Genomic DNA, 26,112 nt, shown 5'->3' on the forward strand with positions numbered 1-26,112 from the left:
ACCCCTGTGCAGAACGACCGTTCCGTCACCACCGCCACTGCCGTCACCGTCATCGGCCTCGGGCCCATGGGGCGCGCCATGGCCGGCGCCTACCTCGACCAGGGGTACGAGGTCACCCTCTGGAACCGGACCCCGAGCCGGGCCGCCGAGCTCGTGCGCCGCGGGGCGTTCCTCGCCGCGAGCCCCTCCGAGGCCGTCGCCGCCAACGAGCTCGTCGTCCTCAGCCTCACCGACTACGACGCCTTCTACGGCGTCCTCGGCGCGGTCGACCCCGCCGTCCTGGCGGGCAAGGTCCTCGTCAACCTCAGCTCCGACACCCCGCTGCGGGCCCGGGAGGCCGCCGCCTGGGTCGCGGAGCGCGGCGCCGTCCAGCTCACCGGCGGCATCCTGACCCCGCCGTCCGGCGTCGGCGACCCGGCGAGCTCCGCCTTCTACAGCGGCCCCCGGGAGGTCTTCGAGGCCCACCGCGGCACGCTCTCCGTGCTCACCGGCACCGACTACCGCGGTGAGGACCCCGGGCTCGCCGCGCTTTTCTACCAGCTCAACATGGTCATGTTCTGGACGGCGCTCTCCGGTTACTGGCAGGCCATCGCCCTCGCCGACGCGCACGGCATCACGGCCGGCGAGCTCCAGCCGTACGCCCGGAGCGCCCTCGACCTCGACCGGTTCGTCGACTTCTACGCACCCAGGGTCGACGCCGGCCACCACGGCGGTGACGTCGACCGCCTCGCGATGGGCCTCGCCAGCGCCGAGCACGTCCTGCACACCGTCACCGACGCGGGCGTGGACGGTGCCCTGCCGGCCGCGATCGTCGACCTGTTCCGGCGCGGGGCGGAGGCCGGGTACGGGGACGGCAGTTCCTCCAGTCTCGTGGAGTTGCTCAAGAAGAACTGACGGCACGTCGCGCAACCACCCCGTCGGACGGCCCGCCGCCTAGACTGGCCCCCGGGGCGTACTGCCATGAACCGAGGGGTGGTTGACGGTGCGTAGGGCTGGCAAGGCGTGGCTGGTGGCCGGAGGGTCCCTCGGGGTCTGCCTCAGCTTTGTCGCACTGCTCGTCGTCGGGACGTACTCCGCGGCGGCCGGTCTCATCGGCGGCGCGGGCAGTGGCAAGAACGGCACCGTGGGTCTGGCCAAGGGCTCCGTTCCCGCCCTCTACCAGGGGCTCGTGCAGAAGTGGGGCAACCTCTGCCCCGCGATCAACCCCGCCCTCCTCGCCGCGCAGCTCTACCAGGAGAGCGGCTGGAACCCGCGGGCCGTCTCCTCCGCCGACGCCCGCGGCATCGCCCAGTTCATCCCCGGCACCTGGGCCGGGCACGGCATCGACGGCGACGGGGACGGCGACCGGGACATCTGGGACCCCCAGGACGCGATCCCCTCGGCCGCCTCGTACGACTGCGAGCTCGCCGGCTACGTGAAGAACGTGCCGGGGGACCCGGCGAACAACATGCTGGCCGCGTACAACGCGGGCGCGTACCGGGTCATCAGGCACGGCGGGGTGCCGCCCATCAGCGAGACCCAGAACTACGTGCGGATCATCCGCTCCCTGGAGCAGAGCTTCGCCCGGCCGGTGGGCCGCGTCGACCCGTCCCGGCAGGCCGCCGGGGCCATCCACTACGCCCAGGGGAAGCTCGGCACCCCCTATCTCTGGGGCGGTACGGGCACGGCCGCGCAGGGTGGCCGGTTCGACTGCTCCGGGCTGACCCAGGCCGCGTACCTGAGCGTCGGCATCGAGCTGCCGCGCGTCGCCAACGACCAGTACAACGCCGGGCCGCACCCGAGCCGGGAGGAGCTCCTCCCCGGCGACCTCGTGTTCTTCTCCGACGACCTGACGAACTCGCGGGCCATCCGGCACGTCGGCATCTACGTCGGCGGCGGGTACATGATCGACGCCCCGCGCACCGGTGCGGTGATCCGCTTCAGCCGGATCGACGGCCCGGACTACTTCGGCGCGACCCGCGTCACGAAGGAAGGCGCCGCCGCGCTGCCCACCCATCTCCCGCAGACGTAGGGGCAGGAGACGGACCGTCGGGTCGCAAGGCAGTCGTAGCAGTCGTAAGGGACATGGCTGGAACTCTCCGTCATGCCCTGGCCCTGAGCTGCGGTGAACCGTCACTCTTCGATAACGTCGTCATGATCCACCGGAGAGAGCGGAACGTACGCCTCAAGCAGTTCGTTCCCTGATCCGAACGCTCTGACCACGGGGGTGGGAAGACAGACACGAGAAGCAAGGGGCCGCAGCACATGGCTGGACTCGCATCGGACGGTGCCAACCCCGATGTCAGCCTGCTCTACGACATCAACGGGCTGGCGAAGGCCGCTCCGCCGTGGTTCGACCGCGTCATGGAGTTCGTCGGCGAGTACGGGATCATGCTCGGGATGGTCCTCGTCGTGCTCTGGTGCTGGTGGAGCGTGCGTCGCAGCGGCACCCTCGCGGACTCCGTCTCGGCAGTCGCCGGACTCGTCTGGGCCCCGCTGGCCGCCGGTGTCGCCCTTCTCGTCAACATCCCCATCCGCGGCTTCGTCGAGCGACCCAGGCCGTTCAACGACCACCAGGGCCTCGAGGTCCTCGTCGCGGGCAAGACCGACTTCTCGTTCGTCAGCGACCACGCCACCATGGCCATGGCGCTCGGCGTCGGCCTCTTCGTCGCCAACCGGAAGTTCGGCCTCGCCGCCATCGGCCTCGCCCTCACCGAGGGCTTCGCGCGGGTCTACATGGGCGTCCACTACCCCACCGACGTCATCGGCGGCTTCGCCCTCGGCACGGCGGTGGCGCTGCTCCTCGCGCCCGTCGCGCTCGCCCTGCTGACCCCCGTCGTCTCCGCCGTCGCCCGCTCCCGCCGCGGCGCCCCGCTCGTCCGCTCCCGCAAGGCCGCGGGACCTCAGCAGCCGGAGACCGTCGGCATCCCCGAGCCCCGGCTCGGCGGCCCCGCCACCGGAACCACCCAGAACGACCTCGCCGCCTAGACCACGGGCAGGGCCCTCATAGGGCAGGGCCCTAATGCTGGGGGCCGCCGGCGGACGTCGTCGCGACGAGGTGTTCCGAGGCGTCCGTGCGGGCTCGCTCCCGCGATCTGCGGGCCGGTCCCGACCAGCCGCAGCTGCACCTGGCCAGCGCGAACGAGCCGCGCTCCGTCGTCGTGGTCGTGTGGGGGGAGGACTCCGCGTGCACACCACCACCGTACTGCGCGTGACGGCTCGCCCGGGCCGTCGTTATCCGGATCGGGTGTCCCCGGTCCCGCGGGACCGGGAGGCGTGCGGGTCCCGAGCAAACAGCGGTGAGGCGTTGGGGGTTGGCAGACGATGGTGGTGCAGGGGTACGGGCGACCGCACGGTCGCGGGAGCGGGGCGTTCGCCGTCACCGCGGCCCTGGTCGGCTCACTCGTCGGGAGCTCGGCGGTCGCCGGCTGCGGCGCCCCTGAGGACCCGAAGCCCGCGGTGGACCCCCTCCGCGCCGTACGGAACGCGGCCGACGTCCTGACCAGGGCCGGCACCTCCAAGGCGAGCACGTCCATGGAGATGGCCGCCGGCGGGACCCGGGTCACCATCCGCGGCGAGGGCGGCTACGACTTCCGCCGCCGCACCGGCCGGCTCCAGGTGGTGCTGCCCAAGGACGCCGCCGGGGCCGACGAGCACCGGCCGATCACCGAGCTCCTCACCCCCGGCGCCCTCTACATGAAGAACCGGGGCGCGGGCGTGCCCGCCGACAAGTGGGTCCGCGTCGACACCACGACCCTCGACGACGGCAACCTCGTCACGGGCGGGGCCACCGACCCGGCGGCCGCGGCGGAGCTGCTGCGGGGCGCCCGGGAGGCCACGTACCTCGGCGAGGTCGATCTGGCAGGGGTGAAAGTCGGCCACTACCGCGGCGTCGCCGACATCGCCCACGCGGCGCGCGTCGCCTCGCCGCAGCTGCGCGGGGCGCTCGCCGCGGCGGCGAAAGGGTTCGCCAAGGACACGGTGCCCTTCGACGCGTATCTGGACGCGGAGGGCCGGCTGCGGAAGGTCCGCCACCAGTTCAGCTTCAGCAATCAGGGCCGTACGGTCGCGGTCGCCTCGACCACCCTGCTGTACGGCTTCGGGGTGTCCGTGCAGGTGACGCTGCCGGACCGGCGGGACATCTACGCCGGGAAGATCAAGGCCTGACCGGGGACGCGACGGGGCCCGGGTGGTTCGGACCATCGCCAAATGGTCCGGACGTGTCATGCGCCCCGAGTGGCCCTCTCCCTACGCTGGGAGACCGCCGGGAACCTGGGAGACAGAAGCCGGCAGGAAGAGGTGACCGCACGTGGCCCCGCCCGGTACAGCGACCGTTTCCGCGGACCCGGACCGCATCGCCCTCGCCGAGATCGAACTGTGCGGCGAACTGATCATCGCCGCCTCCACCGCGGACGGGGAGCGCCTCAGCGCCGACCGGATCGACGAGGTCCTGCGGGTCGCCGCCGAGCGGGCCGTACGGGAACGCTGACCGCACGGCCCCCCGTCTCGTACGACGACGACGGGGACGCCCGCTCAGGTGCGCATCATGCGGGCGATGGCCTTGGTGGCCTCCTCGACCTTGGCGTCGATGCCCTCGCCGCCCTTGGTGGCCGCGTCCGCGACGCAGTGCCGCAGGTGCTCCTCCAGGAGCTGGAGGGCGAACGACTGGAGCGCCTTCGTCGACGCCGACACCTGGGTGAGTATGTCGATGCAGTAGACGTCCTCGTCGACCATCCGCTGGAGGCCGCGAATCTGGCCCTCGATGCGGCGGAGCCGCTTGAGGTGCTCGTCCTTCTGCTTGTGGTAGCCGTGCACGCCGTGGTCGTGGCCGGCCGGCTCGACAGCCTCGACGGGCTCGGGGGTGACCTGGTCCGCCTCGGTGGTCGTCATCGCGTCCTCCCGTTGTCCAGAAAGGGGGTGTATACCCCTCGTGGGTATATGGTACCGATCCCCGCCGATCCGGGCGGGGGCCCGTGCAGTTCACTGTGCCTGATGGGCGACACTGAGAGGACGCCGGTTAGCCGTGGCTGGATGATGCGCCTAGCATCAGCCTGACCGAAACCCAGCACCCCGAGGACCTCACGTGCGATTTCGTCTGACCCCCAGGGAGACGAGCTTCTACGACATGTTCGCCGCGTCCGCGGACAACATCGTCACGGGCTCCAAGCTCCTGATGGAACTGCTCGGAGCGGAGCCTTCCGCCCGGGCCGAGATCGCGGAGCGGATGCGGGCAGCGGAGCACGCCGGCGACGACGCCACCCACGCGATCTTCCACCAGCTGAACTCCTCCTTCATCACACCCTTCGACCGCGAGGACATCTACAACCTCGCTTCGTCCCTCGACGACATCATGGACTTCATGGAGGAGGCCGTCGACCTGGTCGTCCTCTACAACGTCGAGGAGCTCCCCAAGGGTGTCGAGCAGCAGATCGAGGTCCTGGCCCGGGCGGCGGAGCTGACCGCCGAGGCCATGCCGAACCTGCGGACGATGTCCAACCTCACCGAGTACTGGATCGAGGTCAACCGTCTGGAGAACCAGGCCGACCAGATCCACCGCAAGCTGCTCGCGACGCTCTTCAACGGCAAGTACGACGCCATCGAGGTGCTCAAGCTGAAGCAGATCGTCGACGTGCTGGAAGAGGCGGCCGACGCGTTCGAGCACGTGGCCAACACGGTGGAGACCATCGCGGTCAAGGAGTCCTGAGGCTTCGTGGACACCTTTGCTCTGATCGTGACCATCGGTGTCGCGCTCGGTTTCACGTATACGAACGGCTTCCACGACTCCGCCAATGCCATCGCCACCTCGGTGTCGACCCGGGCGCTGACGCCCCGGGCGGCGCTGGCGATGGCCGCGGTCATGAACCTCGCGGGTGCCTTCATGGGCAGCGGGGTCGCCAAGACCGTCAGTGAGGGGCTCATCGAGACCCCGACCGGCGACAAGGGGATGGGCATCCTCTTCGCCGCGCTGGTGGGCGCGATCATCTGGAACCTCGTCACCTGGTACTTCGGTCTGCCGTCCTCCTCCTCGCACGCCCTGTTCGGCGGCATGGTGGGCGCGGCGCTGGCCGGTGGCACCGAGGTGATCTGGGGCGGCGTCCTCGACAAGGTCGTCATCCCGATGTTCATCTCGCCGGTCGTCGGTCTCGTCGCCGGTTACCTGGTCATGTGCGCGATCATGTGGATGTTCCGCAAGGCCAACCCGCACAAGGCCAAGCGCGGCTTCCGTATCGCGCAGACGGTGTCGGCGGCCGGCATGGCGCTCGGTCACGGTCTGCAGGACGCGCAGAAGACCATGGGCATCGTGGTGATGGCCCTGGTCATCGCCGACGTGCAGCAGTCGGGCGACGACATCCCGGTGTGGGTGAAGATCGCCTGTGCCGTGATGCTCTCGCTGGGTACGTACGCGGGCGGCTGGCGCATCATGCGGACGCTCGGCCGCAAGATCATCGAGCTGGACCCGCCGCAGGGTTTCGCGGCGGAGACGACGGGTGCGTCGATCATGTTCGGCTCGGCGTTCATCTTCCACGCGCCGATCTCGACGACGCATGTCATCACCTCCGCGATCATGGGCGTCGGCGCGACGAAGCGCGTCAACGCGGTGCGGTGGGGCGTCGCCAAGAACATCATCCTCGGCTGGTTCATCACGATGCCGGCCGCGGCGCTGGTCGCTGCGGCGAGTTATTACGTGGTCAAGCTCTTCTTCGGCTGACGAGCGGCCGTCTGACTGACGGCAGCCGTTCGGTCGGTGGCCGAAAGTGGTCGGGCCCGGCTCCCCTGTGGGGGAGCCGGGCCCTTCGTCTTACGGTGGCACCGCCATGCAGCACCGCAGGACGAGTCTTTATCCGAAGCGGCCGGAGATGTAGTCCTCGGTCGCCTGGACGCTCGGGTTGGAGAAGATGCGCTCGGTGTCGTCCAGCTCGATCAGCTTGCCGGGCTGGCCGACGGCCGCCAGGTTGAAGAAGGCCGTGCGGTCCGAGACGCGGGCGGCCTGCTGCATGTTGTGCGTCACGATGACGATCGTGAAGCGCTCCTTCAGCTCGCCGATCAGGTCCTCGATGGCGAGGGTGGAGATCGGGTCGAGGGCGGAGCACGGCTCGTCCATGAGCAGGACGTCCGGCTCGACGGCGATGGCCCGCGCGATGCACAGACGCTGCTGCTGACCGCCGGAGAGGCCGGAGCCCGGCTTGTTCAGACGGTCCTTGACCTCGTTCCAGAGGTTCGCGCCCTTGAGGGACCTCTCGACGATGTCGTTGAGCGCGGACTTCTTGTACTTGCCGTTGAGGCGCAGGCCCGCCGCCACGTTGTCGAAGATCGACATGGTGGGGAAGGGGTTGGGGCGCTGGAAGACCATGCCGACCGTGCGGCGCACGGCGACCGGGTCGACGTTCGAGCCGTACAGGTTCTCGTCGTCCAGCATCACCTTGCCCTCGACGCGGCCACCGGGGGTGACCTCGTGCATGCGGTTCAGGGTGCGCAGGAAGGTGGACTTGCCGCAGCCGGAGGGGCCGATGAAGGCCGTCACGGAGCGGGGCTCGACGGTCATCGAGATGTCGTCGATCGCCTTGTGGGTGCCGTAGAAGGCGGAGAGGCCGCTGACGTCGATTCGCTTGGCCATGTGAATCACTTCCAATGAGCCGCGGTCAGCGGCCGGTCTTCGGGGCCTTCCAGCGGGCGATGCCGCGGGCCACCAGGTTGAGGATCATGACGAAGGCGATCAGGACGAGTGCGGCGGCCCAGGCACGGGCCACCGAGGCGTCGGTGCCGACCGCGTACTGCTCGTACACGTAGAGCGGCAGGGAGGACTGGGCGCCTTCGAAGGGGTTCGGGTTGATGAGCTTCGTACCGAACACGAGGAGCAGGACGGGGGCCGTCTCACCGGTGATGCGGGCGACCGCGAGCATGACGCCCGTGGTGATGCCGCCGATCGCGGTGGGCAGGACCACCTTCAGGATCGTGCGCCACTTGGGGATGCCGAGGGCGAGGGAGGCCTCGCGGAGCTCGTTCGGGACGAGCTTGAGCATCTCCTCGGTGGAGCGGACGACGACCGGCATCATCAGGATGGCGAGGGCCATCGCGCCGGCGAAACCGGAGGGGCCGAAGCCCAGCATCAGGTTCCAGGTGGCGAGGATGAAGAGGCCGGCGACGATCGACGGGATGCCCGTCATGACGTCGACGAAGAAGGTGACGGCCTGGGCGAGCTTCCCGCCGCCGTACTCGACGAGGTAGACCGCGGTCAGCAGACCGATCGGGGCCGCGATCAGGGTCGCGATGCCGACCTGCTCGATGGTGCCGAGGAGGGCGTGGTAGACGCCGCCGCCGGCCTCGGTGTCGAGGACGCCGTTCATCGAGTGGGTCAGGAAGTAGACGTCGAGGACGGCCATTCCCTTGCTGATCGTGACCCAGGCGAGGGAGAGCAGCGGGACGACGGCGAGGACGAAGCAGACCCAGACGAGGCTGGTCGCGACGCGGTCCTTGGCCTGGCGGCTGCCTTCGACCTTGGTGGTGACGGCGTACGTCGTGAGGACGAAGAGCAGGGCGGCGAGCATGCCCCACTGGACCTTGCTGTGCCAGCCGGCGGCGAGGCCGATCCCGATGCCCGCGGCGATGGAGAAGACGGCGACGGCGGCCGGGGTCCAGCGCGGGAGGCGGGCGTGGGAGAGGGGTCCGCGCCGGGGGGCGACGGAGACCGGACGTTCCTGTATGGCGTGGCTCATGCCGCGGCCCCCGAGTACTCCTTGCGGCGGCCGATGATCCAGCGGGCGGCGCCGTTGACCAGCAGGGTGATGACGAAGAGGACGAGACCGGACGCGATGAGCGCGTCCCGGCCGTACTCGTTGGCCTCGTTGAACTTGGCGGCGATGTTCTGCGCGAAGGTGCCGCCGCCCGGGTCGAGGAGGTGGCCCGAGATGAGGAAGCTGGGGGAGAGGACCACGGCGACGGCCATGGTCTCGCCGAGTGCGCGGCCGAGGCCCAGCATGGAGGCGGAGATGATGCCGGAGCGGCCGAAGGGCAGCACCGACATGCGGATGACCTCCCAGCGCGTGGCGCCGAGGGCGAGGGCGGCCTCTTCGTGCATCTTCGGGGCCTGGAGGAAGACCTCGCGGGTGACGTTGGTGATGATCGGCAGGATCATGATCGCCAGCAGGATGCCCACGGTGAAGAGCGAGCGGGCGGGGCCCTCGTTGGCCTTGTCGAAGAGGTACGTCCAGCCCAGGTACTCGTCGAGCCACTGGTTCAGGCCGTCCAGGTACGGGACGAGGAAGATCGCGCCCCAGAGGCCGTAGATGATGCTGGGCACGGCGGCGAGCAGGTCGACGACGTACGCGAGCGGCTTGGCCAGCTTGCGCGGCGCGTAGTGCGAGATGAAGAGCGCGATGCCGATCGCGACCGGCACGGCGATGAGCATCGCGATGATAGAGGAGACGATCGTGCCGAAGGCGAGGACGGCGATGCCGAAGACCGGCGGGTTGCCGGCGGGGTTCCACTCGAAGGTGGTGAAGAAGTTGGTGCTGTCCTTCGAGATCGCGAGGATCGCGCGGTAGGTGAGGAAGCCGGCGATCGCGGCCATGATCACGAGGAGGGTGATGCCGGAGCCTCGGGACAGACCGCTGAAGATGCGGTCACCGGGGCGGGACGCGCTCTTGGCGCGCCGGCTCCTCTGTATGTCTGGTGTGGTGGTAGCCATCTGCTTCTCCGGTCTGCGGTGCCCGTACGGGTGTGCGGGCTCCTGGCGGCGGTGCACCGGATGCCGGGGCCGGCCCCTAGGGGAGGGGCCGGACCCGGCCGGGGGTCAGGACAGGGCGGGGACGATCGCGCGGACCTTGGCCGCGATCTCGGCCGGGAGCGGGGCGTAGCCGGCGTCGGCGAGGACCTTCTGGCCCTCCTCGCTCACGGTGTAGTTGAGGAACGCCTTCAGGGTCGGCAGGGTCTCCGCCTTGTTGCCCTTGTCGCAGGCGATCTCGTACGTGACGAGGACGATCGGGTAGGCGCCCTCGGCCTTGGTCTTGTAGTCGAGGGAGAGGGCGACGTCGTTGCCCGTGCCCTTGACCTTGGCGGCGGCGATGGCCTTGGACGCGTTCTCCGAGGAGGCGGCGACCGGGGTGGCGGCACCGGTGGCGATGCTGACCGTGGAGGACTTGTTCGCGGTGGCGTACGAGAGCTCCATGTAGCTGATGGAGCCCTCGGTGTCCTTGACCGCGGTGGCGACGCCGGAGGAGCCGTTGGCGGCCTGGCCGCCCTGGGCGGGCCACGACTTCGACTTCGGGTCGTGCTTCCAGTCGGCCGGGGCGGCGGTGGAGAGGTACTTGCCCAGGTTCTGGGTGGTGCCCGACTCGTCCGAGCGGTGGAAGGCCTGGATCGTGCTGTCGGGCAGCTTGGCGCCCGGGTTCAGCTTGGCGATCGCCGGGTCGTTCCACTTGGTGATCTTGTTGTCGAAGATCTTGGCGATGGTGGAGGCGTCCAGGACGAGGTTGTCCACCCCGTCCAGCTTGTAGGCGATGGCGATGGGGCCGCCGACCATGGGCAGGTTGACGCCCTTGCCGCCGCCGGTGCAGATCTTCTGGGACTCGGCGACCTCTTCGTCCTTCAGGGCGGAGTCGGAGCCCGCGAAGGCGACCTGGCCCTGGTTGAACTTGGTGATGCCGCCACCGGAGCCGATGCCCTGGTAGTTGATCTCGACGCCCTCGCAGGCGGCCTGGAAGTTCTTGACCCACAGGTCCATCGCGTTGCGCTGCGCGCTGGAGCCGGCGGCGAGCAGCTTGCCCTTGGCGCCGGCGCAGTCGATGTTCGAGGCGGCGGCGGAGGTCGTCGTCTTGCCGCCCTCCTTCGCCGGGGTCTCCGTGTTGTTGTCCGAGCCACACGCCGAGAGGACCAGGGCGCCGGAGACGACGAGGGCACCGATCGCGGAGGCGCGAAGCCCGTTCTTGCGCGAAAGCTTCACTTTCGGGTGTTCCTTCCAGAAGCCGCCTTGCCGCGGGCCCGATGTCCCGATCGTTCTACGGCGGCGTGTGTCGGTTGGTGGTGCATCGCAGTGCTCCGTGCACCGTGTGAGTCCGAAATTAGGCAGAACAGGTGAAGCGGTCGACGGAGGAGAGTGAACGGGAAGTGAACCGTGCCGGAAGCCCGGGTGCGGTCGCTCCGGAGGGCGTCAGTGGCGTGAGGTCGCCATGGCGGCGTCCAGCAGCTCGCGGTCGCGCGGCTGGGTGAGGCGTGCGCGGGCCTCGCCCGGCGGCAGCCAGACGAGGAGGTCGATCTCGCTGTTCGGCTCGAACACGCCGCCGAGGGCGCGGGCCGCCCAGTAGACGACCTCCTTGGGGCGGCCGGCCACCGTGTAGCGGGCCGTGGGCAGGCGGGGGCCGAGCGTGCACCGCCGGCCCGTCTCCTCCAGGACCTCGCGCAGCGCGCAGGCCTCCGCGGTCTCCCCGCGCTTCCGCTTCCCCTTCGGGTGCGACCAGTCGTCGTACTTCGGCCGATGCACGAGGGCGATCTCGATGCCGTGGCCGGAAAGCGCCGGGCGCCAGAGCACGCACCCGGCGGCGAGGATCGGCGGTGGCGAGCTCACGGGACCGGGGCTGTCGCTCTTCGCCAGGCGTGCTGGAAGGCGAAGCGGGCCGCTTCGACCTCGTGGCGCTGGTCGGCGTGGAGGACCCCGAGGGCGTACGCCGTCGCCGGGGCGATGCGGGGGGTGCGGGCCGCCGCGGCGGCGGCCGACGCGGCTTCGGCGGCGTCGCGGTGCCGGTCCAGGGCGCGGGCGGACTCGTACAGGACGGGGTCGGGCTCGCCGCCGGTGTGCAGGACCTCGGCGGCGTACCGGTGCAGGCGCAGCAGGTGCCGGGTCCGGTGCCAGGGCGCGTCCTGGGACTCGCCGGTGGCGAGGGCGAGGGCGTCGGCGTTGTACGGGTGGGCAGCCCTGGTCAGCGGGAGTGCGGCCACCGATTCGAGGAGGCGCCGCTCGGCGACCGCGGCGGGCGCGTCGACGACCTCCATGGCGGGGGACGCGCCGGCGGGGCCGAGCGGCACGTCGGAGGCGAGGAGGGCGACGGAGTCGGCGACCGCGTGGAAGCGGGCGGAGCCGAGGGCCTGGAGGGCCGCGGAGTGGGCGCGGGTCCGGGCCAGGGTGAGCTGGCGTTCGAGGAGGGCGCCGGCCCGGGCGGCGCCGACGGTGAGGCCCGCACCGGCCCCCGCCCCTGCCCCCGCACCGGCCCCGGCGGCTGCGCCGGAGCCTGTGCCCGTTCCGGGTCCCGTGCCGCTGCCGCCGCGGGCCGCCGGTACCGGGCCGGCCGTGCTCGACAGGCGGGACAGTGCGTCCACCAGGCGGACGAGCCGGGAGGTGTAGGCCTGCTCCAGGGCCAGGGTCCCGGAGAGCCACGCCAGTTCGGTCCGCAGCTGGTCGGCCCAGGCGGTGTCGAGCAGCGGCCGGAAGGTGTGGAGGGTGCCGCTGATCCGGCGGGCGGCGGCCCGCAGCGTACGGGCGGCCTCCTCCGCTCCGGCCGAGTCGGAGCCGCTCTCGCCGTGGATCCGCAGGCCGCGGAGGAAGTCCGCGGCCCGGGCGTGGAGATAGGGGGCCACGACCTCGCCCGCAGTGACGTCCCGCAGGGGGTCAAGGTTGTGCACGCCGGCGCCTCCGCGCGTCGATGAGCATCTCCTGGACGTGCCGCAGCGGCCGGCCCTCGGGGTCGGTCGCGTGCCGCGTCCAGTTCCCGTCGGGGCCGAGGTGCCAGGAGGAGGTGGTGTCGGACATCCCGGTCTCCAGGAGCCGGGTGAGTGCCGCCCGGTGGGCCGGGTCGGAGACCCGTACGAGGGCCTCGATCCGGCGGTCCAGGTTGCGGTGCATCATGTCGGCGCTGCCGAACCACACCTCGGGTTCGCCGCCGTTGCCGAAGGCGAAGATCCGGGAGTGCTCCAGGAAGCGGCCGAGGACCGAGCGGACCCGGACGTTCTCGGAGAGGCCGGTGACCCCGGGGCGCACGGCGCAGATGCCGCGGACCCAGATGTCGACGGGCACTCCGGCCCGGGAGGCCTGGTAGCAGGCGTCGATGATCGCCTCGTCGACCATCGAGTTGACCTTGATCCGCACGTACGCGGGCCGGCCGGCCCGGTGGTGGGCGATCTCCTTGGTGATCCGGGAGACCAGGCCGTCCCGCAGCGACTTGGGCGCGGTGAGCAGGCGCCGGTACGTCTCGCGGCGGGAGTAGCCGGAGAGCCGGTTGAACAGGTCGGACAGGTCCGCGCCGACCTGGGGGTCGGCGGTGAGCAGGCCCAGGTCCTCGTACAGGCGGGCCGTCTTCGGGTGGTAGTTGCCGGTGCCGACGTGCGAGTACCGGCGCAGGAGCTCGCCCTCCTGGCGGACGACCAGCGACAGCTTGCAGTGGGTCTTCAGACCGACGAGGCCGTAGACGACGTGGCAGCCGGCCTCCTCCAGCTTCCGCGCCCACTTGATGTTGGCCTGCTCGTCGAAGCGGGCCTTGATCTCGACGAGGACGAGGACCTGCTTGCCGGACTCGGCGGCGTCGATGAGGGCGTCGACTATCGGGGAGTCGCCGGACGTCCGGTACAGCGTCTGCTTGATCGCGAGGACGTCCGGGTCGGCCGCCGCCTGCTCCAGGAAGGCCTGGACGGAGGTGGAGAAGCTGTCGTACGGGTGGTGCAGGAGCACGTCCCGCTCGCGCAGCGCCGCGAAGATGTCGGGCGCGGACGCCGATTCGACCTCGGCGAGGTCACGGTGCGTGCCCGCGACGAACTTCGGGAACTTCAGCTCCGGCCGGTCCTGCCCGGCGATCCCGAAGAGGCCGGTCAGGTCGAGCGGGCCGGGCAGCGGGTAGACCTCGGCGTCCGAGACCTTCAGCTCGCGCACGAGGAGGTCGAGGACGTACGGGTCGATGGACTCCTCGACCTCCAGGCGGACCGGCGGGCCGAAGCGGCGCCGCATGAGCTCCTTCTCCAGCGCCTGGAGGAGGTTCTCGGCGTCGTCCTCCTCGACCTCCAGGTCCTCGTTCCTCGTCACCCGGAACATGTGGTGCGCGAGCACCTCCATGCCGGGGAACAGCTCCTCCAGGTGTGCCGCGATGACGTCCTCCAGGGGGACGTACCGCTGCGGGGAGGCCTCCAGGAAGCGGGAGAGCAGCGGCGGCACCTTCACGCGCGCGAAGTGGCGGTGGCCGCTCACCGGGTTGCGTACGACCACGGCGAGGTTGAGGCTCAGGCCGGAGATGTACGGGAAGGGGTGGGCCGGGTCCACGGCCAGCGGGGTGAGGACGGGGAAGATCTGCTGCCGGAACAGGGTGAAGAGCCGCGCCTGCTCCTTCTCCGTGAGCTCGGGCCAGCGGATGAGGTGGATGCCCTCGTCGGCCAGGGCCGGCGCCACGTCCTGCTGGTAGCAGGCGGCGTGCCGGGCCATGAGCTCGCGCGAGCGCGTCCAGATGAGCTCGAGGACCTCGCGGGGCTGGAGGCCGGAGGCGGAGCGGGTGGCGACGCCGGTGGCGATGCGGCGCTTGAGGCCGGCGACCCGGACCATGAAGAACTCGTCGAGGTTCGAGGCGAAGATCGCGAGGAAGTTCGCCCGTTCGAGGAGGGGGGTGGTCGGGTCCTCGGCGAGTTCGAGGACGCGTTCGTTGAACGCGAGCCAGCTTCGTTCCCGGTCGAGGAAGCGTCCCTGCGGCAGCTCGTCGCCGAGTGAGCCGTCGGCGACGTACGTGTCGGGGTCGGCGTCCATGCCGGCGACGGTGGCCGCGTCGTTCGCGTCCGCGGGGAGCGGGCGGTGTGCGGCTATCGAACCGAGGGAGGCCTGGGCGGACGTCTTCGCGGACGACTTCGTGGTCGTCTTCGCGGACGACTTCCCGGAGGTCTTCGCTGACGACTTCGCGGAGGCGTTCGCGGACGTCTGGGCGGACGGCGTGGCGGAGGACTGGACCGGGACCTCGGCGGGCTGCTGGCTCATGGCCCCATTCTTCCGCGCGAAGAGGTCGTCGTGCGCGTCGGAGCGGGCCGTGGGGGAGGGGAGTCTCCCTTTGGGGAGGACCGCCCTGCCGGGCGTGGTCACGGAGCGCTTCATTGCGTGAGCGTCGCAAGCGCGTCTGAATGGCCGGTAACGGCGACATGTCGTACGGGAATCGGGGTCCGATCGGGGGCGGGGCCGTGTGCGGGCCCCCGCCCCCTCATGATCGGTCGAACGCTTTACGGGGTGAACGCTTTACGGGTGCCGGGCGCGCAGGACGCGGAAGGCGGCGTACAGGGCGAGGGCGGCGAGGGCGAGGTAGATGCCCGTCTCGATGAGCTGGATGGGCCAGTAGTGGGAGGAGGGGTGGTATTCCCAGTACTGGCCGACGACGTTCAGGTCGGCCGGGCAGACGTCCCACTCCTTCGTCCGGTTCCAGCAGGCCTCGGCGGGCAGATGGTCGCCCGAGGCGGTGAGGAGCCCGTAGCCGCCTTGCCAGGAGGAGGCGGGCACGCCGGGGAACAGGTTCCCCACGTTGAGCGGTCCGGTCCCGGTCAGGACCGGCATGAGCGACCAGCGCAGCTGCCCGACGAGGAGCAGGGCGAGGCCGGTGACCAGGCCGGTGAGGGCCATGGCGGTCACGGTCCGGCGGATCAGCTGGCCGATCAGGGCTCCGAGGCCGAGGGCGAGCAGGACCTGCCCGACGAGGACGGGGCCGGTGGACACGTAGGTGTCCGGGGCGTACCAGAGGAACGACCAGGTGCCGGCGACGCTCCCCCAGCCGAGGCGGTAGACCCCGATCAGCGCGAGCGTGGCGGGGACGATCACCGCGCCGGCGGTCAGGAGCTTCGAGCCGAGCCAGCGGGCCGGGCTGACGGACTGGGTGAGGGCGAGCTTGTACGTGCCCGATTCCAGCTCCCGGGCGACCATCGGGCCCGCGACGAACGCGCCGACGAGCAGGGGCAGCACCATCATGGCCGTGGCGGCCCAGTCCATGGCGACCCGGAGGACGGCGTGGCCGTTGTCCTGGTTGGTGCCGACGGTCTGACCGTCCCAGTACCGCAGCCAGACCATGCTCACCAGGCTGAGCAGGACTCCGCCCGCCACCAGCCACAGCGTCCGCCGGTACTGCCGGACCGTCACCCAGTAGGGGCCCTTCAGGGTGAGGGTGCTCATGCCGGGACTCCTTCGGGGGTGGTGCGGAGGTGGGCGAGGAGGAGGTCCTCCAGGGAGGGTTCCTGGGTGTCCCAGGGGCCTTCGATCGGGCCCTCGTGGCGGATCAGGGCCGTGAGTTGACGGCCCGTCGTGCGGGACTCGACGACCGTGTGCGGGGCGAGGTCGGCGACGGGGCCCCTGAGCAGGGTGTGGGCGGCGAGGAGGTCGTCCACGGCGCCGTCGAGACGGATCTTGCCGCCGTGGAGCAGGAGGAGGTGGTCGCAGGCGCCCTCCAGCTCGGTGAGGATGTGCGAGGACAGGACGACGGTCGTCCCGTGTTCGGCCGCGTCGGCCATGAGCAGGCCCATGAGCTGGTGGCGGGCGAGCGGGTCGAGGTCGGCCATCGGCTCGTCGAGGAGCAGGAGTTCGGCGCGCTTGCCGAGGGCGAGCGCGAGGGCGACGCGGGTGCGCTGGCCGCCGGAGAGGTCGCGTACGAGCGTGTGGGGGTCGAGCTCGTCGGCCATCACGCGCTGCGCCGCGGTCTCGTCCCAGCGGCCCGGGTTGAGCTCGCGGCCCATGCGGAGGGTGTCGGCGACGGAGAGCCGGGGGTGGAGCGGCTTGTCCTGGGCGACGTACGCGAGGTGCTCGCGGGGCGGGGCCTGGATCGTGCCCTCGGTCGGACGCAGGAGCCCTGCGGCGAGGGCGAGGAGGGTGGACTTGCCGGCGCCGTTCGGGCCGACGAGGGCGCAGACCCGGCCGGCGGGGAGGGCGAAGCCGCATCCCCGCAGCGCCCAGCCGCGGCTCCTCCCTCCGTAGGTCTTGCCCAGGAGATCGGCCTCCAGCGCGATGCCGTCTCTCGTCATGCGTCGTCCCCCTCGAAGTGTTCCTTCAGTACGGATGTGAAGAGCGCGGACACGTCCTCGCGGTCCAGTCCGGCGGCGCGGGCGCGGCGGGCCCAGTCGGTGAGTTCGCCGCGCAGGGGCGAGTCGGCGGGGCCGGTGCCGAGCGTGGCGCGGACGAAGGTCCCGAGGCCGCGGCGGGCCTCGACGAGGCCTTCGCGTTCGAGCTCGCGGTAGGCCTTGAGGACCGTGTTGGGGTTGATGGCCGTCGATTCGACGACCTCGCGTGCGGTGGGCAGTCGGTCGCCGGGCTCCAGGAGGCCCATCCGGAGGGCCTGTTTCGTCTGCTGGACGATCTGGAGGTAGGTGGCGACGCCACTGCGCCGGTCGATGCGGTACTCGACCACGTTCCCTTCCACCACCCTTTCACTAATCAAGTAGTGAAAGGGTGGTGGAAGGGAGGGGGCGGTGTCAACCGCCCCCTGGGAAACAGGTGTTACGACCCGCTGGAAACAGGCGTTACGACCCGCTTCGGTACGTCACGACTCCGTGCGGTACATCAGGTCCACCTCGTGCGTCGCGAAGCCGAGGCCCTCGTAGACCCGTACCGCCGCCGTGTTGTCCGCGTCCACGTACAGCATCGCCGTCGGCAGCCCCTGCGCCGCCAGGTGTCGCAGGCCGATCGCCGTGAGCGCCTTGCCGAGGCCGCCGCCCTGCGCGTCGGGCAGGATGCCCACCACGTACACCTCGCCGAGCTGCTCCTCGGCGTGCGTCTTCGTCCAGTGGTAGCCGATCAGCTTCCCGTCCTTCTCCGCGAGGAAGAAGCCCTTCGGGTCGAACCACGGCTCGGCCGTCCGGTCGTCCAGGTCCCGCTGCGTGAGCGAGCCCTGCTCCGGGTGGTGCGCGAACGCCTTCGCGTTGACGGCGAGCCAGGCCGTGTCGTCCTGGCCGGGGACGAAGGTACGGACGGTGACGCCCTCGGGCAGGACCGGCTCCGGGATGTCGAGGGGCGTCAGGGAGCGCCGCAGCTGGCGGAGTTCGCGGAAGAGCGTCAGGCCGAGGACCTGCGCGAGGTGCCGGGCCGCCGACTTGCCGCCGTGCGCCCAGACGCGCAGCCGCTTGCCGGAGGCGGCGAGCAGCGCGGCGCCGAGCGCCCGGCCGTGGCCGCGGCCGCGGTGGGACGGGTGGACGACGAGCTCGGCGGCCGGGGCCTCGATCGGGTCGGTCTCCTCCAGCTGGGCGTAGCCGTAGAGGTGGGGGCCGACGGAGAGCAGGAAGTGACGCACGCCCTCGCGGCGGCCGTGCCGCAGGTAGAGCCGCCCCTGCTCGGACACGGCGTGCAGGCCGTCGGCCCGGTCGGCGGCCTCGAGGAGCTCCAGTACGTCCTGGACCTGCTCGGGGGAGAGCTCGTCATACGTGTGGATCTGCCGTCCCGGTTCGAGGGCCGGCGCCGCGTCGGAAGTCATGGGTACGAGCCTACGGCGACAGCTCGTCAGCAAGAGGCAACTGTCTTGTAACCGGCTACCCCCTGTTGCGCTACGCGCGTTGACTCTAGGCTGCACGCGCAACGGGGGAGTAGATCAAGGCCGCGAAACGGGGCAAGGGGACTAGGGGAGAGATGGCAGCGACACCGAGGAAGAACAAGACCGGGCGGCGGATTCTGGCCGCGGGCGCGGGACTCGCGACCGTCGGGGCGCTTTTCGCCGCGATGCCGTCGTCGGCGGGGGCCGCCGGGGACGCGTTCGACGCCGAGAGCGGGTACGGGAACGGCAAGGGCTGGGGCCGGATGGTCGACGTCCAGCTGCTGTCCTTCAACGACCTCCACGGCAACCTGGAGCCGCCGACCGGCTCCTCGGGCAGGCTCACCCGCCTCAAGGAGGACGGCACCACCGAGCTCGTCAACAACGTCGGCGGCGCCGAGTACCTCGCCACGCATCTGCGGCAGGCCCGCAAGGGCCACCGGTACTCCGTCACGGCCGCCGCCGGTGACATGATCGGTGCCTCGCCGCTGCTTTCCGGGCTGTTCCACGACGAGCCGACCATCGAGGCGCTGAACAAGCTGAAGCTCGACGTGAGCTCGGTCGGCAACCACGAGTTCGACGAGGGCGCCCGCGAGCTGGCCCGCATACAGAACGGCGGCTGCCACCCGACCGAGGGCTGTTTCGAGGAGGGCAAGACCTTCAAGGGGGCGAACTTCCCCTACCTCGCGGCCAACGTGACGAACGAGAAGAGCGGCAAGCCGCTGCTCGACCCGTACTTCATCTGGGAGCGCGACGGCGTCAAGATCGGCTTCATCGGCGTCACCCTCGAAGGCACGGCGAACATCGTCTCCGCCGAGGGCATCAAGGGCCTGAAGTTCGGCGACGAGGTCGAGACGATCAACAAGTACGCCAAGGTGCTGGAGCGCAAGGGCGTGAAGTCGATCGTCGCGCTGCTCCACGAGGGCGGCCTGCCCGCCTCGGGCGCGTACAACTACGACTGCGACACCCCGGGCGCCGGCGCCGGCATCTCCGGCCCGATCGTGGACATCGCCAAGAACGTCACCCCGCAGGTCGACGCCCTGGTCACCGGGCACACGCACCAGGCGTACGCGTGCACGATCCCGGACCCGTCGGGCAAGCCGCGCACGGTCACCTCGGCGGCCTCCTTCGGCCGGCTCTACACCGACACGACGCTCACCTACGACCGTCGTACGAAGGACATCGTCCGCACCGCCGTCGCCTCCGCGAACCACGTCGTCACCCGTGACGTGGATCCGGCCGATGACATCAGCAAGCTGATCAAGCGCTGGAAGGACCTGGCCGCGCCGATCGCGAACCGTCCCGTCGGCCACATCGCCGCGGACATCGACAACCCCCTCGACGCGGGGGCGTACGAGAAGCCGCTGGGCAACCTGATCGCGGACGCGCAGCTGGAGGGCATGGCCCCGGCGGACAAGGGTGGTGCGCAGCTCGCCCTGATGAACCCGGGCGGCGTCCGCGCGCCGCTGACCCACAAGGCGTCCGGCGCCGAGGGCGACGGGGTCGTGACCTACGGCGAGGCGTACACCGTCCAGCCGTTCACCAACATGATGACGGCGGTCGACCTGACCGGTGCCCAGCTCGTCACCACGCTCCAGCAGCAGGTCAGCGGCCTCAACCTGGCGGCCCCGAAGATCCTCCAGGTGTCGAAGAACTTCACGTACACCCTGGACATGACGAAGACCGGCGCCGACCGGATCGTGGTCGACTCGGTGCGGCTGAACGGTGAGGCGATCGACCCGGCGAAGACCTACCGGGTCGCGATGAACGAGTTCCTGTCCGGTGGCGGCGACGGCTTCGCTGTCCTGAAGGAGCACAAGAACAAGCTGGTCGGCGCGTCCGACCTGGACATGTTCACCGCCTACCTGGGTGCCCACTCCTCGGCCGCCGCGCCGCTGCCGGTGCCGGCGACGGACCGCATCACGGTCATCAAGTAGCCCTTCCGGGCCCCTGAGCGAGGGGGCGGCGGACCGTTCCGACGGGCCGCCGCCCCCTTTCGCGCGCTCCGGAGGCCCTCTGGTGTATTTGTCGTGACCCTGTCATTATCCGGGTCATGGAGCGACGACGCTTTCTCGTGGGGGCCCTCGCCACCGGGGCCGGAGTCATGCTCGGGGCGCCCGCAGCATCCGCCGTGGACGTACAGGCCTGGATGGCGGCACACGGCGACGGGACCGACCTACGGCGGCTCACCATCCCCGGCACCCACGACTCCGGCGCCCGCTTCGGCGGCCCCTGGTCCGAGTGCCAGAACACCACCATCGCCCAGCAGCTGGACAGCGGCATCCGGTTCCTGGACATCCGCTGCCGGGTGACCGGCGGGTCCTTCGCCATCCACCACGGCCCCTCCTACCAGAACATGATGTTCGGCGACGTCCTCGTCGCCTGCAGTGCCTTCCTCGCCGCCCACCCCTCCGAGACCGTCCTCATGCGGGTCAAGCAGGAGTACTCCTCGGACTCCGACGCCACCTTCGGCGCCGTCTTCACCGACTACCTCGACAACCGGGGCTGGCGCTCGCTGTTCCGCATCGGCGACACCGTCCCCACCCTGGGCGAGGCCCGCGGCAAGGTCGTCCTCATCGCCGACAACGGCGGCCTGCCCGGCCTCAAGTGGTGGGACGGCGGGGCCATCGCGATCCAGGACGACTGGAACGCCCTGCCGAACGCCAAGTACCCCAAGATCGAGGCCCACTTCCGCAAGGCCGTCGAACAGCCCGGCAAGCTGTACATCAACTTCGTCAGCACGTCCGCGTCCCTGCCGCCGCGCTGGAACTCCGACAACCTCAACCCCCGGGTGCACGGCTTCCTGGACGGCACGGCGAACACCTGGAAGGGCCTCGGCATCGTCCCCATGGACTACCCGAACACCCGCTCAGGCCTCGTCGCGTCCCTCATCCGCCACAACTGACGGCGGCGGGGTCGGCGCGCCCGGCAGCCGGAGCGTCGCCACCGTGCCGCCGCCCGGGGCCGGGGCGAGGGTCGCCGAGCCGCCCGCCTGGTGGACCGTACGGGCGACGATCGAGAGCCCCAGGCCCGAGCCCGGCAGGCTGCGGGCCGACGGGGAGCGCCAGAAGCGGTCGAAGACGTGCGGGAGCTCGTCCGGCGGGATGCCGGGACCGTGGTCCCGGACCGCCAGCTCGCCCCGCATCAGGGTCACCTCGACCGTGCCCCGGGGCGGCGAGAACTTCACCGCGTTGTCCAGGACGTTGACGAGGGCGCGCTCGATCGCCGCCGGTTCCGCCCGGACGTACCAGGGCGCGAGGTCCGTGACGAAGGTCAGCTCCGGGCCGCGCAGCCGGGCCCGGTCCAGGGCCGAGCGGAGGATGCCGTGCAGCGGTACGACCTCCAGCGGGCCCGGCCGCGCCGTGTCCGGGCGGGCCAGCTCCTGGAGGTCGCCGATCAGCGCCGCCAGCTCCGTCATCTGCGCCTTCACCGAGGCCATCAGGGCCCGCCGGTCGTCCGCCGGGATCGCCCGGCCGGTCTCCTCGCTCCGCGCGAGCAGCTCGACGTTCGTCCGGAGGGACGTGAGGGGCGTACGGAGTTCGTGGCCGGCGTCCGCGATCAGCTGCGCCTGCCGGTCGCGGGAGGTCGCGAGGGCCGCCGTCATCGCGTTGAAGGAGCGCGACAGGCGGGCGATCTCGTCCTCGCCGTCCACCGGGATGCGGACCGTCAGGTCCTCGGTCGCGGCCACGTGCTCGACGGCGCCGGTCAGCCGGTTCACCGGTTCGAGGCCGGTCCGCGCCACCCACAGGCCGGCCGCGCCGGCGCCGACGACGCCGATCCCGGAGACCAGGAGCAGCACCCAGCGCAGGGTGGACATCGAGTTGTCGACCTCGGCGAGCGGGCGGGCGACGGAGACGGCGAGCCCGGGCGGACCCGGCTGCGGGTAGGTGTAGACCCGCATCTCCCGGCCGTCCTCGTCCTTCACCGTGTGCAGCGCGTACGTCAGCCGGCCGCGCGCCACCGCGAGGTCGGCGGGGTCCGCCGGGATCGGGGCCTGGCCGGAGGTGCAGACGAAGCCGTTGGCGAGGATCACCTGCACCGTGTACGAGCCGCCCGCCATCGGCGGCGGCGTCGTGCCCTGGCGGCACAGGGTGAGCAGAGTCTCCACCGAGCCGGAGTCCAGCTTGCTGTTGCGCAGCGAGGAGTCCAGCTCGGCCTCCAGCTGGGCCCGCGTCACGAACCAGCAGGCCAGCGAGACCGCCGCCACCGCGACCGCCACCGCGAAGGCGGTGAGCAGCGCGAGCCGCGACCGCAGGGGCCGCGAGCGGAACCAGGCCAGGGGCCGCGAGCGGAACCAGGCCAGGGGCCGGAAACGCGTCACTCGCCGCCTCCTCCACGCAGGACGTAGCCGACGCCCCGCACTGTGTGCACGAGGCGCGGCTCGCCGCCCGCCTCCGTCTTGCGCCGCAGGTACATCACGTACACGTCGAGCGAGTTCGAACTCGGCTCGAAGTCGAAGCCCCACACCGCCTTGAGGATCTGCTCGCGGGTCAGGACCTGCCGCGGGTGCGCCAGGAACATCTCCAGGAGCGTGTACTCGGTGCGCGTCAGCTCCACCGTCCGCCCGCTCCGGGTCACCTCGCGCGTCGCCAGGTCCATCCGCAGGTCCTCGAAGGACAGCACGTCGTCGTCGGCCGGGGCCGCGGAGGCGGAGGCGTACGAGCTGCGCCGGAGCAGCGCCCGGATCCGGGCGAAGAGCTCGTCGAGCTCGAAGGGCTTCACGAGGTAGTCGTCGGCGCCCGCGTCGAGGCCGGTGACCCGGTCGCCGACGGTGTCGCGGGCGGTCAGCATGAGGATCGGCACGGTCGAGCCGGCGGCCCTGATCCGCCGGGCCGCGGTGAGCCCGTCCATCCGGGGCATCTGGACGTCGAGGACGACGAGGTCGGGGGCGTACGCCTCGATCCGCGCGAGCGCGTCGAGCCCGTCGACGGCGTCCTGCGTGTCGTACCCCTCGAAGGCGAGGCTGCGGCGGAGGGCCTCCCGCACGGCGGGCTCGTCCTCGACGATCAGGATGCGCTCGGCTTCGTTCTGCTGGGCAGTCATGGCGTCAGCCTCGCACGACGCCCGTTCGCCGGTCAGCTGTCGCCGCCCGCGCGCAGGCTGTCGAGGTCGGCCTTCACCGTGTCGACCGGAATGGCGAATCCGAGGCCGACACTTCCGGCCGTCGAACCGTTCGAAGAACTGGGCGAATACATGGCCGAATTGATTCCGATGATCTCGCCCTTCATATTGATCAACGCGCCGCCGGAATTCCCCGGGTTGAGCGAGGCGTCGGTCTGGATCGCCTTGTACGTCGTCTTCGACGTGCCCGTGTCGCCGTTGAACTGCTGCCCGCCGAACTCGAACGGCCAGCCCTGCCGCGGGTCGTACCGCTGCCCCTGCTGCTGGTCCTGGCTGCCGCTGTCGTCGTCCTTGGCGACGGTCACGTCCCGGTCGAGCGCCGAGACGATGCCGCTCGTGACGGTGCCGGTGAGGCCCTCGGGGGAGCCGATGGCCACGACCTCCTCGCCGACCTTCACCTTGGACGAGTCGCCGAGCGTGGCGGCCTTCAGGCCGGAGGCGCCCTGGAGCTTGATCAGCGCGAGGTCCTTGTCGGGGTCCGTGCCGACGACCTCGGCCTCGTACGTCTTGCCGTCGCTGAGCTGGACGGAGGTCGAGGAGGCGCCGGAGATCACGTGGTTGTTGGTGACGATCTCGCCGTCGGAGGTGATGATCACGCCCGAGCCGGTGGACTTGCCGGAGTTCGAGCTCGCGGAGATCTCGACGATGGAGGGGGAGACGGCCTGGGCGACGCCGGCGACCGTGCCCACGCTGCTCGCGGAGACGTTCGTGCCGTTCACGACCGAGGAGGCGGTGACGGGGCTGTCGGAGGTCAGCTGCTGGACGAGGGTCGCCGTGCCGCCGCCGACCGCCGCGGCCGCGATGGCCACGGCCGCGAGGAGCCCGACCCCGCGCTTGGCGCGGCGGCGCGGGGCGCCCATGGCTGCGCCCGGCGGGTCCAGGGGCGGCGGCGGGAGGTGCCCGCCGGCCGGGGGAATGTGCCCGCCGGGCGGGGGGACCTGCCCGCCGGACGGCCAGATCGTGGTCCCCGGCTCGGTGGTGATCGGCCGGGTCGACTCGTACGGCTGCGTGGCGTCGTACGGCTGCCGGTCACCCTGCTGCGGCGTCGGGGCGTACGGGGGCCTCGGGGGCTGCGGCGGGTAGTACGGCTGCTGCGGCTGCTGCTCCTGGAAGTCCGTCATGGCTATGACTCTCGGAGCCGTACATGAGAGCCGTCTGAGGACCGGCTGAGAAGCCCGACAGAACCCTGTATGCCCGAAATAAGGATCCCCCCTGGATGGGGCTCCGTCCGAGCCGTCGTCTACCGTGCGCGGAGCGCCTGGCGCACCGGCGCACGGGCGCGGGGAGGGGATTCGACCTTGCGCAAGACGACCAGAAGACTGCTCGCCTCGCTGACCGGCGTCCTGGCCGGGGGCCTGTTGGCGGCGGCGCTGCCCGCTCAGACGGCCCAGGCCTCGTCGTGGATGGACCGCTGCCCTTCGGGGTACTTCTGCGGCTTCACCGGGACGGCCGGCGACGGCAGCATGTTCAAGACGAACAAGAGCATGGCCACGCTGGGCACCTGGGATAACAAGATCCGCTCGTTCACCAACAAGTCGTCGGAGATCGCGTGTCTCTACTCCGACGCGAACTACTCGTTGAACGGTCCGGACTCCACGTACTGGTCCCAGGGCCCCGGTGGCGCCGGGAGCTACAGTTCGAGCCTCGATCGGAAGATCAGCTCGGTCAAGATGGTGCGGACCGAGCGCGAGTGCACCGGGCGCGCCTACCCGTGGTGGTACGCCGACCCCGCCACCAAGGCCGCCGGCTTCGGCGACCTCGACGGCAATCGCAGGCCTGACCTGCTGGTCCGGGACCTGGTGGGCCGGCTCTGGTTCCTGCCGGGCGACGTTCTGTCGACCGACGGCGCGGGCCGCCTCGTCGGCAGTGGCTGGAACGCCATGACGGCGATGACCCGGCACGGCGACTTCACCGGCGACGGCCGCGAGGACCTGGTGGCCCGCGACCGCGACGGCAGGCTGTGGCTGTACCCGGGCAACGGCGCCGGCGCGTTCGGCGCCCGCAAGAACATCGGCACGGGCGGCTGGAACGGCATGTCCGTCCTGACCGCCGCCGGTGATCTGTCCGGCGACGGCAAGGCCGACCTGGTCGCGCGCGACACGGCCGGGAAGCTGTGGCTCTACCCGGGCCGCGGCAACGGCACCCTGGGCGCCCGCAAGCTCGTCGGCGGCGGCTGGCAGGTCATGAACCGCCTCGTCGGCAGCGGCGATCTGAACGGCGACGGCAAGGCCGACCTGGTGGCGCGGGACACGGCCGGGAAGCTGTGGCTCTACCCGGGCCGGAACAACGGCACCCTGGGCGCCCGCGCGCTCGTCGGCGGCGGCTGGCAGGACATGCAGCACCTGCTCGCGGTCGGCTCGTACGACGGCGGCAGCACCAACGACCTGCTGGCCGTCACCAACGAGCGGTACGCGGGCGGTCAGCCCGGCCGGCTCCTCGGCTACCGGGGCACAGGCACCGCGCCGACCGTCCTCAAGGGCGCGGAGATGATCGACAGCGGCTGGTGGAAGCTGAACGGCGTCTACTGATCCCGCAAACCCGTGCGGGGGCGGCGACGTCCCCGCAC

Annotated in this window: 25 protein-coding genes; 10 read left to right on the plus strand and 15 right to left on the minus strand. The window is 71.0% G+C overall.

The window, feature by feature from the left end:
- Positions 1–6: 6 nt before the first annotated feature.
- The 5 genes from SGA01_RS19100 to SGA01_RS19120 all read left to right on the plus strand — a co-directional run bounded on the left by SGA01_RS19100 (position 7) and on the right by SGA01_RS19120 (position 4,468).
- Positions 7–894 (plus strand): NAD(P)-dependent oxidoreductase, encoded by an 888-nt coding sequence (locus SGA01_RS19100; RefSeq protein WP_268257672.1) that lies wholly within the window; start codon positions 7–9, stop codon positions 892–894.
- Between the two features lie 115 nt (positions 895–1,009).
- Complete coding sequence (locus SGA01_RS19105; protein WP_371866067.1) at positions 1,010–2,011, plus strand: C40 family peptidase; 1,002 nt, start codon at positions 1,010–1,012, stop codon at positions 2,009–2,011.
- Between the two features lie 233 nt (positions 2,012–2,244).
- Positions 2,245–2,967 (plus strand): phosphatase PAP2 family protein, encoded by a 723-nt coding sequence (locus SGA01_RS19110; protein ID WP_055642265.1) that lies wholly within the window; start codon positions 2,245–2,247, stop codon positions 2,965–2,967.
- A gap of 336 nt (positions 2,968–3,303) precedes the next feature.
- The gene (locus tag SGA01_RS19115; RefSeq protein ID WP_141297690.1) at positions 3,304–4,146 is read left to right on the plus strand and encodes an SCO4651 family lipoprotein; all 843 of its coding nucleotides are present in this window, start codon (positions 3,304–3,306) and stop codon (positions 4,144–4,146) included.
- 142 nt (positions 4,147–4,288) lie between these two features.
- The gene (locus tag SGA01_RS19120; protein ID WP_055642263.1) at positions 4,289–4,468 is read left to right on the plus strand and encodes a hypothetical protein; all 180 of its coding nucleotides are present in this window, start codon (positions 4,289–4,291) and stop codon (positions 4,466–4,468) included.
- Positions 4,469–4,512: 44 nt separating this feature from the next.
- Here the strand turns inward: SGA01_RS19120 and SGA01_RS19125 are convergent, their stop codons facing one another.
- A complete protein-coding gene (locus tag SGA01_RS19125; protein WP_055642262.1) occupies positions 4,513–4,869 on the minus strand; it encodes a metal-sensitive transcriptional regulator in 357 nt (118 codons plus the stop codon).
- A gap of 193 nt (positions 4,870–5,062) precedes the next feature.
- Between SGA01_RS19125 and SGA01_RS19130 the strand changes: the two genes are divergently transcribed.
- Entirely contained in the window at positions 5,063–5,683 is a 621-nt protein-coding gene (locus tag SGA01_RS19130; RefSeq protein ID WP_053643397.1) for a DUF47 domain-containing protein, read from the plus strand.
- Between the two features lie 6 nt (positions 5,684–5,689).
- A complete protein-coding gene (locus tag SGA01_RS19135) occupies positions 5,690–6,688 on the plus strand; it encodes an inorganic phosphate transporter (protein ID WP_055642261.1) in 999 nt (332 codons plus the stop codon).
- A gap of 129 nt (positions 6,689–6,817) precedes the next feature.
- Here SGA01_RS19135 and pstB read toward each other — a convergent pair whose 3' ends face one another.
- From pstB to mshD, 11 genes are all read right to left on the minus strand, one after another.
- Positions 6,818–7,594 (minus strand): phosphate ABC transporter ATP-binding protein PstB, encoded by a 777-nt coding sequence (pstB, locus tag SGA01_RS19140; protein WP_055642260.1) that lies wholly within the window; start codon positions 7,592–7,594, stop codon positions 6,818–6,820.
- Between the two features lie 25 nt (positions 7,595–7,619).
- Positions 7,620–8,693, minus strand: coding sequence for a phosphate ABC transporter permease PstA (gene pstA / locus SGA01_RS19145; RefSeq protein WP_141297691.1), 1,074 nt, complete (start codon positions 8,691–8,693; stop codon positions 7,620–7,622).
- Positions 8,690–9,664 carry a phosphate ABC transporter permease subunit PstC gene (pstC, locus tag SGA01_RS19150; RefSeq protein WP_055642258.1) on the minus strand — a complete coding sequence of 325 codons (975 nt, stop codon included), beginning with the start codon at positions 9,662–9,664 and terminating at the stop codon, positions 8,690–8,692. Before pstC ends, pstA begins: the two co-directional genes overlap by 4 nt.
- A gap of 105 nt (positions 9,665–9,769) precedes the next feature.
- Positions 9,770–10,918 carry a phosphate ABC transporter substrate-binding protein PstS gene (gene pstS, locus SGA01_RS19155; RefSeq protein WP_141297692.1) on the minus strand — a complete coding sequence of 383 codons (1,149 nt, stop codon included), beginning with the start codon at positions 10,916–10,918 and terminating at the stop codon, positions 9,770–9,772.
- Positions 10,919–11,125: 207 nt separating this feature from the next.
- Positions 11,126–11,539 carry an NUDIX hydrolase gene (locus tag SGA01_RS19160; protein ID WP_141297693.1) on the minus strand — a complete coding sequence of 138 codons (414 nt, stop codon included), beginning with the start codon at positions 11,537–11,539 and terminating at the stop codon, positions 11,126–11,128.
- Positions 11,536–12,591, minus strand: a complete 1,056-nt coding sequence (locus tag SGA01_RS19165; protein ID WP_141297694.1) for a CHAD domain-containing protein — start codon at positions 12,589–12,591, stop codon at positions 11,536–11,538. The genes SGA01_RS19160 and SGA01_RS19165 overlap by 4 nt, the downstream gene beginning before the upstream one ends.
- Positions 12,578–15,028: an RNA degradosome polyphosphate kinase gene (locus tag SGA01_RS19170; RefSeq protein ID WP_174867381.1), complete on the minus strand. Its 2,451-nt coding sequence runs from the start codon at positions 15,026–15,028 to the stop codon at positions 12,578–12,580. Before SGA01_RS19170 ends, SGA01_RS19165 begins: the two co-directional genes overlap by 14 nt.
- Before the next feature lie 138 nt (positions 15,029–15,166).
- The gene (locus tag SGA01_RS19175) at positions 15,167–16,087 is read right to left on the minus strand and encodes an ABC transporter permease (protein WP_141297695.1); all 921 of its coding nucleotides are present in this window, start codon (positions 16,085–16,087) and stop codon (positions 15,167–15,169) included.
- Positions 16,084–16,929 (minus strand): ABC transporter ATP-binding protein, encoded by an 846-nt coding sequence (locus SGA01_RS19180; protein ID WP_141297696.1) that lies wholly within the window; start codon positions 16,927–16,929, stop codon positions 16,084–16,086. Before SGA01_RS19180 ends, SGA01_RS19175 begins: the two co-directional genes overlap by 4 nt.
- On the minus strand, positions 16,926–17,312 hold the full coding sequence (locus SGA01_RS19185; protein WP_141297796.1) for a GntR family transcriptional regulator: 387 nt from the start codon (positions 17,310–17,312) through the stop codon (positions 16,926–16,928). The genes SGA01_RS19180 and SGA01_RS19185 overlap by 4 nt, the downstream gene beginning before the upstream one ends.
- Positions 17,313–17,444: 132 nt before the next feature.
- Positions 17,445–18,371 carry a mycothiol synthase gene (gene mshD / locus SGA01_RS19190; RefSeq protein ID WP_141297697.1) on the minus strand — a complete coding sequence of 309 codons (927 nt, stop codon included), beginning with the start codon at positions 18,369–18,371 and terminating at the stop codon, positions 17,445–17,447.
- Between the two features lie 152 nt (positions 18,372–18,523).
- On the opposite strand from mshD, the gene SGA01_RS19195 reads away from it, so the two are divergent.
- Complete coding sequence (locus tag SGA01_RS19195) at positions 18,524–20,362, plus strand: bifunctional metallophosphatase/5'-nucleotidase (RefSeq protein WP_141297698.1); 1,839 nt, start codon at positions 18,524–18,526, stop codon at positions 20,360–20,362.
- A gap of 116 nt (positions 20,363–20,478) precedes the next feature.
- Positions 20,479–21,330 carry a phosphatidylinositol-specific phospholipase C domain-containing protein gene (locus tag SGA01_RS19200; RefSeq protein WP_141297699.1) on the plus strand — a complete coding sequence of 284 codons (852 nt, stop codon included), beginning with the start codon at positions 20,479–20,481 and terminating at the stop codon, positions 21,328–21,330.
- Here the strand turns inward: SGA01_RS19200 and SGA01_RS19205 are convergent.
- From SGA01_RS19205 to SGA01_RS19215, 3 genes are read right to left on the minus strand one after another with little or no spacing between them, the layout of a single operon-like run.
- Positions 21,295–22,746: a sensor histidine kinase gene (locus tag SGA01_RS19205; RefSeq protein ID WP_174867383.1), complete on the minus strand. Its 1,452-nt coding sequence runs from the start codon at positions 22,744–22,746 to the stop codon at positions 21,295–21,297. The genes SGA01_RS19200 and SGA01_RS19205 overlap by 36 nt on opposite strands.
- Positions 22,743–23,468: a response regulator transcription factor gene (locus SGA01_RS19210; protein ID WP_141297700.1), complete on the minus strand. Its 726-nt coding sequence runs from the start codon at positions 23,466–23,468 to the stop codon at positions 22,743–22,745. Before SGA01_RS19210 ends, SGA01_RS19205 begins: the two co-directional genes overlap by 4 nt.
- 32 nt (positions 23,469–23,500) lie before the next feature.
- The gene (locus SGA01_RS19215; RefSeq protein WP_141297701.1) at positions 23,501–24,667 is read right to left on the minus strand and encodes a S1C family serine protease; all 1,167 of its coding nucleotides are present in this window, start codon (positions 24,665–24,667) and stop codon (positions 23,501–23,503) included.
- 177 nt (positions 24,668–24,844) lie between these two features.
- Between SGA01_RS19215 and SGA01_RS19220 the strand changes: the two genes are divergently transcribed.
- Positions 24,845–26,074: an FG-GAP-like repeat-containing protein gene (locus SGA01_RS19220; protein WP_141297702.1), complete on the plus strand. Its 1,230-nt coding sequence runs from the start codon at positions 24,845–24,847 to the stop codon at positions 26,072–26,074.
- Positions 26,075–26,112 lie beyond the last annotated feature (38 nt).

The sequence above is a fragment of the Streptomyces gardneri genome (assembly GCF_006539185.1).
GTDB classification, from domain to species: domain Bacteria; phylum Actinomycetota; class Actinomycetes; order Streptomycetales; family Streptomycetaceae; genus Streptomyces; species Streptomyces gardneri.